The sequence below is a fragment of the Arthrobacter sp. GW460-12-1-14-TSB2 genome (assembly GCF_059423525.1).
In genome coordinates this window covers 181,877-193,551 of the sequence record NZ_JBWKYC010000003.1, presented here as the reverse complement: position 1 = coordinate 193,551, position 11,675 = coordinate 181,877, and the positions used below count along the sequence as shown (strand labels likewise).

Sequence of the window (11,675 nt, the reverse complement as noted above, 5' to 3'; positions counted from 1 at the left end):
TGGGGGACCATCCCCGTTTAACCCGCCGATTAAGGCTTGGCGGCCGTCCATGTTAGACTGGATACCAATTGTTATTGTGGCAGTGGATGAGTGCGCCAGCTGAGCTGAAAGGCTAAGCCAGAGCGACGTTTCCGGTTTGCAGGGTTCTTGTGCAACGTATGCCACATTTTTGCATGCCTAGGGACCGATCAGGACGCAAGTCCGGGTCCCGGTCTGCGATCCGACTATTAAGGCTTCGCCTCAGCTGCTCTGGAGATTCTTCAAAGCTCGGGCGGCGGGGCAAAGCAAAAGGAGAGCGGCTGTCAGCGGCCGCTCCGGATAAAACGGAGAACACGAGAGTGCCTACGATTAACCAGTTGGTCCGTAAGGGCCGCACGCCTAAGGTCTCAAAGACCAAGGCTCCCGCGCTTAAGGGCAGCCCGATGCGCCGCGGTGTTTGCACCCGCGTCTACACCACCACCCCGAAGAAGCCGAACTCGGCTCTGCGTAAGGTTGCACGTGTGCGCCTTAACGGTGGCGTTGAGGTTACCGCTTACATCCCCGGTGTAGGCCACAACCTCCAGGAGCACTCCATTGTGCTCGTCCGTGGCGGTCGTGTGAAGGACCTCCCGGGTGTCCGTTACAAGATCGTCCGTGGCGCCCTCGATACCCAGGGTGTGAAGAACCGTAAGCAGGCCCGCAGCCGCTACGGCGCAAAGATGGAGAAGAAGTAATATGCCTCGCAAGGGTCCGGCCCCCAAGCGGCCGCTAGTACTAGATCCCGTTTACGGCTCCCCGCTGGTCACCCAGCTGATCAACAAGGTGCTGGTAGACGGCAAGAAGTCCACCGCTGAGCGCATCGTTTACGGTGCCCTCGAAGGCGCCCGCGCCAAGTCCGGCGGCGACCCCGTAGCAGCACTCAAGAAGGCCATGGACAACGTCAAGCCTTCCCTCGAGGTCCGCTCACGCCGCGTCGGTGGCGCAACCTACCAGGTTCCGGTTGAGGTCAAGCCGGGCCGCTCCACGGCACTTGCCCTTCGCTGGCTGGTTGGCTACTCCAAGGCCCGCCGCGAAAAGACGATGACCGAGCGTCTCCAGAACGAAATCCTGGATGCCTCGAACGGTCTCGGTGCCGCTGTGAAGCGTCGCGAAGACACCCACAAGATGGCCGAGTCCAACAAGGCCTTCGCACACTACCGCTGGTAATACTTCCCGGACGCCGCCGGCTCACTCGAGCCGGCGGCGAACGTGCAGTCCATCCGAAAGGGAGACACCGTGGCACAGGACGTGCTTACCGACCTTAGTAAGGTCCGCAATATCGGCATCATGGCCCACATTGATGCCGGCAAGACCACCACCACCGAGCGCATTCTGTTCTACACAGGTGTGAACCACAAGATCGGCGAAACGCACGACGGCGCTTCGACCACCGACTGGATGGAACAGGAAAAGGAACGCGGCATCACCATCACGTCTGCCGCCGTGACCTGCTTCTGGGAAAACAACCAGATCAACATCATCGACACCCCCGGCCACGTGGACTTCACGGTTGAGGTTGAGCGCTCCCTGCGCGTCCTCGACGGTGCAGTCGCCGTGTTCGACGGCAAGGAAGGCGTGGAGCCGCAGTCCGAGACTGTCTGGCGCCAGGCTGACAAGTACAACGTCCCGCGTATCTGCTTCGTCAACAAGATGGACAAGCTGGGCGCTGACTTCTACTTCACCGTAGACACCATCATCAGCCGCCTGGGTGCCAAGCCGCTCGTCATGCAGCTGCCGATCGGTTCCGAGAACGACTTCATCGGCGTCGTCGACCTGCTCTACATGCGCGCACTGGTTTGGCCCGGCGATGCCAAGGGTGACGTCACCATGGGTGCCAAGTACGAGATCCGCGAGATCCCGGCTGACCTCAAGGAAAAGGCTGAAGAGTACCGCGCAACGCTCATTGAGACTGTTGCAGAGGCCTCCGAAGAACTCATGGAGAAGTACCTTGAGGGCGAAGAGATCTCCATCGACGAGCTCAAGGCCGGCATCCGCAAGATGACGATCAACTCGGAGATCTACCCGGTCTTCTGTGGTTCCGCATTCAAGAACCGTGGCGTTCAGCCGATGCTGGATGCCGTGGTTGACTACCTGCCGAACCCGCTCGACGTCCCCCCGATGATCGGTCACGATCCTCGCGACGAAGAGAAGGAACTCACTCGCAAGCCGTCCTCTGAAGAGCCGTTCTCCGCACTGGCATTCAAGATCGCCGCGCACCCGTTCTTCGGCCAGCTCACCTTCATCCGCGTGTACTCCGGTCACGTGGAAGCAGGCGCTCAGGTGGTTAACTCCACCAAGGGCAAGAAGGAGCGCATCGGCAAGCTGTTCCAGATGCACGCCAACAAGGAAATGCCCGTTGAGGGCGCTACCGCCGGCCACATCTACGCAGCCATCGGTCTGAAGGACACCACCACGGGTGACACCCTGTGCGATTCCGCCAACCAGATCGTCCTCGAGTCCATGAGCTTCCCGGAGCCCGTGATCTCGGTTGCCATCGAGCCGAACACCAAGGGTGACCAGGAGAAGCTCTCCACGGCCATCCAGAAGCTCTCCGCTGAGGACCCGACCTTCCAGGTCTCCCTCAACGAAGACACCGGTCAGACCATCATCGCCGGCATGGGCGAGCTTCACCTGGACATCCTGGTGGACCGCATGCGCCGCGAATTCAAGGTCGAGGCAAACGTTGGCAAGCCGCAGGTTGCTTACCGCGAAACCATCAAGCGTGCTGTAGAGCGTCACGACTACACGCACAAGAAGCAGACCGGTGGTTCGGGCCAGTTCGCAAAGATCCAGATCGCGATCGAGCCGCTGGACACGTCCGAAGGCGAGATGTACGAGTTCGAGAACAAGGTCACCGGTGGCCGCGTTCCGCGCGAATACATTCCGTCGGTTGACGCCGGTATCCAGGATGCACTGAACGACGGCGTCCTGGCCGGTTACCCGGTTGTCGGCATCAAGGCCACGCTGATTGACGGCGCGTACCACGATGTTGACTCCTCGGAAATGGCGTTCAAGATCGCCGGCCGTATGGCTTTCAAGGAAGCCGCACGCAAGGCGAACCCTGTCCTGCTCGAACCGCTGATGGATGTCGAGGTCCGCACCCCTGAGGAATACATGGGTGAAGTTATCGGTGACCTCAACTCCCGCCGTGGCCAGATGCAGTCCATGGAAGATGCCCAGGGCGTCAAGGTCATCCGTGCGCACGTCCCGCTGTCCGGCATGTTCGGCTACATCGGTGACCTGCGCTCGAAGACCCAGGGCCGCGCTGTGTACTCCATGACGTTCAACAGCTACGCCGAGGTCCCGAAGGCAGTCGCCGACGAGATCATCCAGAAGAACCGCGGCGAGTAGTCCACTGGACTTTCAAAGCGACAAACTCGGGTGCGTTTCCATTTTCGGAAACTAGCCCTGTGCAGGTGGTCGGCTCCCGGCCATCTGCACGAACAGGCTCGAGGGACTAGTATTAGTTCCTGAATCTGCAATTTCACCAATCCAAAGCCCCCCAAGTAGACTTACTGAAGTTTCGGCCGCGACAAGCGCGACCGGAGGGTAAGTCATTTGAAAACGTTCTAGGAGGAACCTGTGGCAAAGGCAAAGTTCGAGCGGACTAAGCCGCACGTTAACATCGGTACCATTGGTCACGTTGACCACGGTAAGACGACGTTGACGGCCGCCATTTCCAAGGTGCTGTACGACAAGTACCCGACTCTCAACGAGCAGCGCGACTTCGCGTCTATTGACTCTGCTCCCGAAGAGCGTCAGCGCGGCATTACCATCAACATCTCCCACGTTGAGTACCAGACCGAGAAGCGCCACTACGCACACGTAGATGCTCCGGGTCACGCTGACTACATCAAGAACATGATCACCGGTGCTGCACAGATGGACGGTGCAATCCTCGTGGTTGCCGCCACTGACGGCCCGATGGCCCAGACTCGCGAGCACGTCCTGCTCGCCCGCCAGGTTGGCGTTCCCTACCTGCTGGTTGCACTGAACAAGTCGGACATGGTCGATGACGAAGAGCTCCTCGACCTCGTCGAAATGGAAGTTCGCGAGCTGCTTTCGGCTCAGGGCTTCGATGGCGATGAGGCTCCGGTTGTTCGCGTTTCCGGTCTGAAGGCACTCGAAGGCGACCCGGTTTGGGTCAAGTCCGTCGAGGACCTCATGGAAGCTGTCGACGAGTCCGTTCCGGACCCCGTACGTGACCGTGACAAGCCGTTCCTGATGCCGATCGAAGACGTCTTCACGATCACCGGCCGTGGCACCGTTGTAACGGGCCGCGCCGAGCGTGGAACCCTCGCGATCAACTCTGAGGTCGAGATCGTCGGCATCCGTCCGGTCCAGAAGACCACGGTTACCGGTATCGAGATGTTCCACAAGCAGCTCGACGAAGCATGGGCCGGCGAGAACTGTGGCCTGCTGCTCCGCGGTCTGAAGCGTGATGACGTAGAGCGTGGCCAGGTTGTCGTCAAGCCGGGTTCAATCACCCCGCACACCGACTTCGAGGCCAACGTCTACATCCTCTCCAAGGACGAAGGCGGACGTCACAACCCGTTCTACTCCAACTACCGCCCGCAGTTCTACTTCCGCACCACGGACGTAACCGGCGTTATCACCCTGCCGGAAGGCACGGAAATGGTTATGCCTGGCGACAACACTGAGATGACCGTTGCGCTCATCCAGCCCATCGCCATGGAAGAGGGCCTCGGCTTCGCTATCCGCGAAGGCGGCCGCACCGTTGGTTCGGGACGCGTCACCAAGATCATCAAGTAGTAATACTGGATGATCAGGGATCGGAAGGCCTGACGGCCGTCTGAGACTTATCAACAGCCCCGCTGCGTATTTTACGCGGCGGGGCTGTTTTTTGCCCCCATGACGTTTGCCGCGGCAGCCCGACGGACCGTTCGACGTCCGGCCTTGGTAGGGTTGCTGACAACGAAAGGACAGCATCATGGAATGGTTAATCTTCCTTCTGGTTGCCGCTGCAGTCGTGGCCGGCGTGTTTTGGGCGAAGAAGCACTTCCGCCAGGAAATCGAGCGGGCAAAGCGCATCAACCGGGCCAACAAGAACAAGTAGGCCTGAACTCAGGCCTTCCGCGCCCTGCTGAGAGCCTGGAACCAGTAGAAGGATTCCTTGGGCGTACGCTCCAGCGTGTCAAAGTCCACGTGGACCAGCCCGAAGCGCTGCGAGTAGCCGGCGGCCCACTCAAAATTGTCCAGCAAAGTCCACACGTAGTAGCCCAGCAGTTTTACGTCCTCGGCGAGGCCGCCGGGTGACGTGGCGGCCAGCGCATGGTTCAGGTGGCCGGCCAGGTAGTCGATCCGGTTGGTGTCCGGAATGGGACCGGACACATGTTCCGGTTCCGGGAAACTTGCGCCGCTCTCGGTGATGTACAGCGGCGGCAGGGCGTCGCCGTACCGGTCCTTCATCTCGCGCAGCAGCACGCCGATGTGGTCGGGGGCCACGGGCCAGCCGAAGCCGGTCAGGTCATACTCGGGGAATGCCGCCAGATGGAAGGGCACCCGGGCCATCGCTTCGGCCGTGCCGGCAGGGCTGTCGGCCGGCCCCCGCCCCGTGGCGACCTTGACCGGGTAGTAGTAGTTGAGGCCGTAGAAGTCGATGGGCTGGTGGATGTTCCGGAGGTCCGCATCCTTGGCCCCGGACAGGATCCGGAACCACGGCCTGGCGAGCAGCGGCGGCTTCGGATACTTGCCCAGCAGGATGGGGTCGGCATACACCCGGTTCAGCATCAGGTCGAAAACTTTGGCCAGCAGCCTGTCGGTGAGCTTGCCCGACGCCGGACGCACCGGGGAGTGCAGGTTGGTTACCCCGACGGTCCCCACAACACCGGCTGCCCGCAGGGCCTGCACGGCAAGTCCGTGGCCCAGCAACTGGTGGTGCACTGCCGGCAGGGCATCAAAGAGCAGGTCGTGGCCGGGAGCATGCACACCCAGTGCGTAACCGTTAAGCGTCACCGAAACCGGCTCGTTCAGCGTCACCCATTGCGCCACGCGATCCCCGTACCGTTCACCGGCCGCGGCACTGTATTCGGCGAAGCGTTCCGCCGTTGAGCGGTTCAGCCAACCGCCACTGTGCTCCAGCGGCAGGGGAGTGTCCCAGTGGTACAGAGTGGCCATCGGTGAGATGCCGGCGTCGAGCAGCTGATCGATCAGCCGGTCATAGAAGTCCAGTCCCTGGCTGTTGAAGGCGCCGCGGCCGTCAGGCTGGATCCGGGGCCAGGAAATGGAAAAGCGGTAGGAGTCAACGCCCAGGTCACGCATCAGGGCGACGTCTTCGCCGGAGCGGTTGTAATGGTCGCAGGCGACGGCAGGGGAGTGGCCGTCCATGATGCTGCCAGGTTTCTCGGCGAAGGCGTCCCAGCCGGAGGGTCCGCGGCCGTCGGCCTTGAGGGATCCTTCAATTTGGAACGCGGCTGCGGCCACACCCAGGATGAAATCCGGGTCCAGCCGCTCGGCCAGGCTCTGCAACGCCGCAGAGTTCTGCACAGTCATGCCCCTATCATCCATTCGACGGTTGCTGAAGGCAATGACCCGGGAGGCTGGCAGGCGCACCCTGCCTTGGATAGCGCGATTCGCTTCTCCCCGCAAAATCCGGCATACTAGATGAGTTGTTCAAGCGCTCCTTCGCGTCCCGATCCGGATAATGCCGGGTGCCAGGGTCCAAGTAGGAGCCCAAACATAACCCACTCCCCATGGAACTGCGGACGAGTACGCGTGCAGAGCGCGACACGCCCGACCGCGGGGGTCGGTTACGCCGGCAGGTTGAGGAACCCGGATTCTTCCGGATTCAGCTTGTGCGGCGGGTGGTAGTTACGACTTCGAATGCTTCGGCAGCCACACAACGCGTAAGTAAACAGGGCAGCCCCAAACAGGGGAAGCACAGACTGAAAGAGAGTCAGGCGACATGGCGGGACAAAAAATCCGCATCCGGCTGAAGTCATATGACCACGAGGTCATTGACGTTTCAGCACGGAAGATCGTTGAGACGGTCACGCGCGCAGGCGCAACGGTAGTTGGCCCCGTGCCGCTGCCGACGGAGAAGAACGTGTACTGCGTTATCCGCTCTCCGCACAAGTACAAGGACAGCCGCGAGCACTTTGAAATGCGCACGCACAAGCGTCTGATCGACATCATCGACCCCACGCCGAAGGCTGTTGACTCGCTTATGCGTCTCGACCTGCCCGCCGACGTGAACATCGAAATCAAGCTGTAGGGAGGTGCTGAGAGACTATGACCGCAACCCGTAACGTAAAGGGCCTGCTGGGCACGAAGCTCGGCATGACCCAGGTCTGGGACGAGAACAACAAGCTCATCCCCGTCACTGTTGTCCAGGCTGACTCAAACGTCATCACCCAGCTGCGTAACGCAGACGTTGATGGCTACGTCGCCGTTCAGATCGGCTACGGCCAGATCGATCCCCGCAAGGTCACCAAGCCGCTGGCTGGTCACTTTGAAAAGGCAGGCGTCACGCCTCGCCGCCACGTTGTCGAACTTCGTACCGCAGATGCTGCTGAGTACGAGCTGGGCCAGGAGCTCTCCGTTGAGGTCTTCGAAGCCGGACAGAAGATCGACGTCGTTGGCACCACCAAGGGTAAGGGCTTCGCCGGTGTTATGAAGCGTCACGGCTTCCACGGCGTTGGAGCTTCCCACGGTGCACACAAGAACCACCGTAAGCCCGGTTCAATCGGTGGCGCATCCACCCCGAGCCGCGTCTTCAAGGGCATGAAAATGGCCGGCCGTATGGGCGCCGTTCGTCACACGACGCTGAACCTCACGGTTCACGCAGTTGACGTCGAGAAGTCGCTGCTCCTCATCAAGGGCGCCGTTCCCGGCGCCCGCGGCCAGGTCGTCCTCGTACGCACCGCCGTGAAGGGAGCCTAGTTCAATGACTAGCACTGTCAAGGTTGACCTGCCTGCAGAGATCTTCGACGTACAGACCAACGTGCCGCTGCTGCACCAGGTCGTCGTTGCACAGCTCGCTGCTGCTCGCCAGGGTACCCACAAGACCAAGACCCGCGCTGAAGTTTCCGGTGCAGGCCGTAAGCCGTTCAAGCAGAAGGGCACCGGCCGCGCCCGTCAGGGTTCAATCCGTGCTCCTCACATGACCGGTGGTGGCGTTGTCCACGGCCCGACCCCGCGTGACTACAGCCAGCGGACCCCCAAGAAGATGATTGCTGCTGCACTGCGCGGCGCATTGTCTGACCGCGCCCGCAACGGCCGCATCCACGTTGTCGCTGAACTGGTAACCGGCACCAAGCCGTCCTCCAGCGCCGCACTGGCAACGCTGCGCGGCGTGTCCGAGCGCAAGAACCTGCTCGTTGTCATCGAGCGCGCCAACGATGTTGCTGCACTGTCTGTGCGCAACCTCGCAGATGTTCACGTTCTGTACGCAGACCAGCTGAACACCTACGACGTGCTCGTCTCTGACGACGTAGTCTTCACCAAGGCTGCCTACGAGGCATTCGTTGCCGCCAAGGCAAAGAACGAGGAGGATGCCAAGTGAGTGCAGCCACCATCAAGGACCCGCGCGACGTCGTGCTTGCACCCGTCGTATCGGAAAAGAGCTACGGCCTGATCGATGAGGGAAAGTACACCTTCCTGGTGGACCCCCGCTCGAACAAGACCGAGATCAAGCTGGCCGTGGAGAAGATTTTCTCCGTCAAGGTCGAATCGATCAACACCATCAACCGTGCCGGTAAGCGCAAGCGCACCAAATTCGGCTGGGGTACCCGCAAGAACACCAAGCGTGCAATTGTGAGCCTCAAAGAAGGCACAATCGACATCTTCGGCGGTCCGCTCTCGTAGCGGAGACCACTTTAACGAGGAAATAAATTATGGGAATCCGTAAATATAAGCCGACTACCCCGGGCCGTCGCGGCTCGAGCGTAGCGGACTTCACTGAAATCACGCGGTCGACGCCGGAAAAGTCGTTGGTACGTCCCCTCCCGAAAAAGGGTGGCCGTAACAACACCGGTAAGATCACGACCCGTCACAAGGGTGGTGGCCACAAGCGCCAGTACCGTCTGATCGACTTCCGTCGCCACGACAAAGACGGCGTCAACGCCCGCGTTGCCGAAATCGAGTACGATCCGAACCGCACGGCTCGCATCGCCCTCCTGCACTACGTTGATGGCACCAAGCGTTACATCATCGCCCCGAACAAGCTGTCCCAGGGTGACGTAGTTGAAGCAGGTGCCAGTGCTGACATCAAGCCCGGCAACAACCTGCCGCTGCTCAACATCCCGGTCGGTACCGTAATCCACGCAGTTGAACTGCGTCCGGGTGGCGGCGCCAAGATGGGCCGCTCCGCCGGCGCATCGATCCAGCTCGTTGCAAAGGAAGGCCGCTTCGCCCAGCTGCGTCTGCCTTCCGGCGAAATCCGCAACGTTGACGTGCGCTGCCGCGCAACGATCGGCGAGGTCGGCAACGCCGAGCAGTCGAACATCAACTGGGGCAAGGCCGGCCGCATGCGCTGGAAGGGCGTTCGCCCGACCGTCCGTGGTGTCGCGATGAACCCGGTTGACCACCCGCATGGTGGTGGCGAGGGTAAGACGTCCGGTGGACGTCACCCCGTCAACCCGAACGGTAAGCGCGAAGGCCGCACCCGCCGTCCAAACAAAGAGAGCGACAAGCTTATTGTTCGTCGCCGTCGTACTGGCAAGAACAAGCGATAGGAGCCTGGACACATGCCACGCAGCCTGAAAAAAGGTCCTTTCGTTGACCAGCACCTCTTTGTAAAGGTGGACAGGGAAAACGAAAAGGGCACCAAGAACGTCATCAAGACCTGGTCCCGCCGTTCGATGATCATCCCCGACATGCTCGGGCACACGATCGCCGTTCACGACGGACGCAAGCACATTCCGGTGTTTGTCACCGAGTCGATGGTCGGGCACAAGCTCGGCGAATTCGCTCCCACGCGGACATTCCGCGGCCATGTCAAGGACGACCGTAAGGGCAAGCGCCGCTAGGCGCCTGCACTTACGTCAAAGACGAGAGAAGGAAAGCAATGGAAGCCAAGGCAATTGCGCGTCACATCCGCGTAACGCCTATGAAGGCCCGGCGCGTCGTCAACCTTGTTCGTGGTAAGCAAGCGAACGAGGCTCTGGCAATTCTGAAGTTTGCCCCCCAGGCAGCTTCTGAGCCGGTATTCAAGGTAGTTCAGTCGGCAATCTCCAACGCCCGGGTCCTCGCGGACCGCGACGGCGTGGCGTTTGACGAAGGTGACCTCATCATCAGCGAAGCGTTTGTTGATGAAGGCCCGACCATGAAGCGGTTCCAGCCGCGAGCCCAGGGTCGTGCATTTCAGATCAAGAAGCGCACGAGCCACATCACCGTGGTAGTCGCTACCCCGGAGAAAGAGGAGGCTCGCTAAGTGGGACAGAAAGTTAACCCGCACGGGTTCCGACTCGGCATCACCACCGATCACGTATCGCACTGGTTTGCTGACAGCACCAAGGCCGGCCAGCGGTACAAGGACTTCGTTCGCGAAGACATCCGTATCCGCCAGCTCATGTCCACGGGCATGGAGCGCGCCGGTATCGCCAAGGTTGAAATCGAGCGCACCCGCGACCGTGTCCGTGTGGATATCCACACGGCACGTCCGGGCATCGTCATCGGCCGCCGCGGTGCTGAAGCAGACCGCATCCGCGGCGAGCTCGAAAAGCTCACCGGCAAGCAGGTTCAGCTGAACATCCTCGAGGTCAAGAACCCCGAGATGGAAGCACAGCTTGTTGCCCAGGGCGTTGCAGAGCAGCTGACTTCCCGCGTGGCATTCCGCCGTGCAATGAAGAAGGCAATGCAGTCCGCACAGCGCGCTGGTGCCAAGGGCATCCGTATCGCTTGCTCCGGTCGACTGGGTGGCGCTGAAATGTCCCGCTCGGAGTTCTACCGCGAAGGCCGTGTGCCCCTGCACACCCTCCGCGCGAACATCGACTACGGCTTCTACGAAGCCAAGACCACCTTCGGCCGCATCGGCGTGAAGGTCTGGATCTACAAGGGTGACGTCACCTCCAAGGAACTGGCTCAGCAGGCAGCTGCTGCTCCGTCCCGCGGCCGTGGTGCCAGCGATCGCCCGGGCCGCCCGGGTGGCGCTGACCGTGGTGACCGCCGCCGTCGTACCGACCGTCCGGCAGCCGAGGCAGCACCTGCTGCCGAAGCTCCGGCAGCTGAAGCAGCTTCTGCCGCGCCGGCACAGGCAGTAGAAGGAGGACAGGCTTAAATGCTTATCCCACGTCGAGTCAAGCACCGTAAGCAGCACCACCCGGGTCGTTCCGGCGCTGCCACGGGCGGCACCAAGGTCTCCTTCGGCGAGTGGGGTATCCAGGCTCTGAGCCCGGCATACGTCACCAACCGTCAGATCGAGTCTGCCCGTATCGCGATGACCCGCCACATCAAGCGTGGCGGCAAGGTCTGGATCAACATCTACCCGGACCGTCCGCTGACGAAGAAGCCTGCTGAAACCCGCATGGGTTCCGGTAAGGGTTCTCCGGAATGGTGGGTCTCAAACGTCAAGCCGGGCCGGGTTCTGTTCGAACTCTCCGGTGTCAGTGAAGAGGTAGCTCGCGAGGCACTGCGCCTGGCAATCCACAAGCTGCCGTTGAAGGCACGCATTGTGCGTCGCGAAGGTGGTGAGTAGA

15 protein-coding genes are annotated in these 11,675 nt (G+C 61.1%); 14 read left to right on the top strand and 1 reads right to left on the bottom strand.

Annotated features, from left to right (window positions below; translation table 11 throughout):
• Positions 1-338 precede the first annotated feature (338 nt).
• The 5 genes from rpsL to AC07YR_RS06560 all read left to right on the top strand — a co-directional run bounded on the left by rpsL (position 339) and on the right by AC07YR_RS06560 (position 5,095).
• Positions 339-713, top strand: a complete 375-nt coding sequence (gene rpsL, locus AC07YR_RS06580) for a 30S ribosomal protein S12 (protein WP_009358312.1) — start codon at positions 339-341, stop codon at positions 711-713.
• A gap of 1 nt (position 714) precedes the next feature.
• Positions 715-1,185, top strand: coding sequence for a 30S ribosomal protein S7 (gene rpsG / locus AC07YR_RS06575; protein WP_026531948.1), 471 nt, complete (start codon positions 715-717; stop codon positions 1,183-1,185).
• Positions 1,186-1,254: 69 nt separating this feature from the next.
• On the top strand, positions 1,255-3,369 hold the full coding sequence (gene fusA / locus AC07YR_RS06570) for an elongation factor G (protein WP_055797150.1): 2,115 nt from the start codon (positions 1,255-1,257) through the stop codon (positions 3,367-3,369).
• 231 nt (positions 3,370-3,600) lie between these two features.
• Complete coding sequence (tuf, locus tag AC07YR_RS06565) at positions 3,601-4,791, top strand: elongation factor Tu (protein ID WP_055797147.1); 1,191 nt, start codon at positions 3,601-3,603, stop codon at positions 4,789-4,791.
• Between the two features lie 178 nt (positions 4,792-4,969).
• The gene (locus AC07YR_RS06560; protein WP_268760402.1) at positions 4,970-5,095 is read left to right on the top strand and encodes a hypothetical protein; all 126 of its coding nucleotides are present in this window, start codon (positions 4,970-4,972) and stop codon (positions 5,093-5,095) included.
• A gap of 8 nt (positions 5,096-5,103) precedes the next feature.
• Here AC07YR_RS06560 and AC07YR_RS06555 read toward each other — a convergent pair whose 3' ends face one another.
• Positions 5,104-6,531: a GH1 family beta-glucosidase gene (locus AC07YR_RS06555; RefSeq protein ID WP_436058247.1), complete on the bottom strand. Its 1,428-nt coding sequence runs from the start codon at positions 6,529-6,531 to the stop codon at positions 5,104-5,106.
• 412 nt (positions 6,532-6,943) lie between these two features.
• Between AC07YR_RS06555 and rpsJ the strand changes: the two genes are divergently transcribed.
• The 9 genes from rpsJ to rplP are packed head-to-tail and all read left to right on the top strand — an operon-like array spanning position 6,944 to position 11,674.
• Positions 6,944-7,252 carry a 30S ribosomal protein S10 gene (rpsJ, locus tag AC07YR_RS06550; protein ID WP_003803825.1) on the top strand — a complete coding sequence of 103 codons (309 nt, stop codon included), beginning with the start codon at positions 6,944-6,946 and terminating at the stop codon, positions 7,250-7,252.
• A 17-nt stretch (positions 7,253-7,269) separates the two neighbouring features.
• The gene (rplC, locus tag AC07YR_RS06545; RefSeq protein ID WP_011692809.1) at positions 7,270-7,920 is read left to right on the top strand and encodes a 50S ribosomal protein L3; all 651 of its coding nucleotides are present in this window, start codon (positions 7,270-7,272) and stop codon (positions 7,918-7,920) included.
• A gap of 4 nt (positions 7,921-7,924) precedes the next feature.
• Positions 7,925-8,542, top strand: coding sequence for a 50S ribosomal protein L4 (rplD, locus tag AC07YR_RS06540; protein ID WP_028269581.1), 618 nt, complete (start codon positions 7,925-7,927; stop codon positions 8,540-8,542).
• Positions 8,539-8,844, top strand: coding sequence for a 50S ribosomal protein L23 (gene rplW / locus AC07YR_RS06535; RefSeq protein WP_018773664.1), 306 nt, complete (start codon positions 8,539-8,541; stop codon positions 8,842-8,844). The genes rplD and rplW overlap by 4 nt, the downstream gene beginning before the upstream one ends.
• 29 nt (positions 8,845-8,873) lie before the next feature.
• The gene (gene rplB / locus AC07YR_RS06530) at positions 8,874-9,713 is read left to right on the top strand and encodes a 50S ribosomal protein L2 (protein WP_028269580.1); all 840 of its coding nucleotides are present in this window, start codon (positions 8,874-8,876) and stop codon (positions 9,711-9,713) included.
• Between the two features lie 12 nt (positions 9,714-9,725).
• On the top strand, positions 9,726-10,007 hold the full coding sequence (gene rpsS / locus AC07YR_RS06525; RefSeq protein WP_011692805.1) for a 30S ribosomal protein S19: 282 nt from the start codon (positions 9,726-9,728) through the stop codon (positions 10,005-10,007).
• 38 nt (positions 10,008-10,045) lie between these two features.
• Positions 10,046-10,411, top strand: a complete 366-nt coding sequence (gene rplV, locus AC07YR_RS06520) for a 50S ribosomal protein L22 (RefSeq protein ID WP_003803798.1) — start codon at positions 10,046-10,048, stop codon at positions 10,409-10,411.
• The gene (rpsC, locus tag AC07YR_RS06515; RefSeq protein ID WP_055797143.1) at positions 10,412-11,257 is read left to right on the top strand and encodes a 30S ribosomal protein S3; all 846 of its coding nucleotides are present in this window, start codon (positions 10,412-10,414) and stop codon (positions 11,255-11,257) included.
• Positions 11,258-11,674 (top strand): 50S ribosomal protein L16, encoded by a 417-nt coding sequence (rplP, locus tag AC07YR_RS06510; protein WP_011692803.1) that lies wholly within the window; start codon positions 11,258-11,260, stop codon positions 11,672-11,674.
• The last annotated feature ends 1 nt before the right edge of the window (position 11,675 follow it).

Excerpts from the sequence above, each read along its gene's own strand:
- rpsG (WP_026531948.1), top strand. The coding sequence starts at position 715 with ATGCCTCGCAAGGGTCCGGCCCCCAAGCGGCCGCTAGTACTAGATCCC.
- AC07YR_RS06560 (WP_268760402.1), top strand. The coding sequence starts at position 4,970 with ATGGAATGGTTAATCTTCCTTCTGGTTGCCGCTGCAGTCGTGGCCGGC.
- AC07YR_RS06555 (WP_436058247.1), bottom strand. The coding sequence starts at position 6,531 with ATGACTGTGCAGAACTCTGCGGCGTTGCAGAGCCTGGCCGAGCGGCTG.
- rpsJ (WP_003803825.1), top strand. The coding sequence starts at position 6,944 with ATGGCGGGACAAAAAATCCGCATCCGGCTGAAGTCATATGACCACGAG.
- rplC (WP_011692809.1), top strand. The coding sequence starts at position 7,270 with ATGACCGCAACCCGTAACGTAAAGGGCCTGCTGGGCACGAAGCTCGGC.
- rplD (WP_028269581.1), top strand. The coding sequence starts at position 7,925 with ATGACTAGCACTGTCAAGGTTGACCTGCCTGCAGAGATCTTCGACGTA.
- rplB (WP_028269580.1), top strand. The coding sequence starts at position 8,874 with ATGGGAATCCGTAAATATAAGCCGACTACCCCGGGCCGTCGCGGCTCG.
- rpsS (WP_011692805.1), top strand. The coding sequence starts at position 9,726 with ATGCCACGCAGCCTGAAAAAAGGTCCTTTCGTTGACCAGCACCTCTTT.
- rplV (WP_003803798.1), top strand. The coding sequence starts at position 10,046 with ATGGAAGCCAAGGCAATTGCGCGTCACATCCGCGTAACGCCTATGAAG.
- rplP (WP_011692803.1), top strand. The coding sequence starts at position 11,258 with ATGCTTATCCCACGTCGAGTCAAGCACCGTAAGCAGCACCACCCGGGT.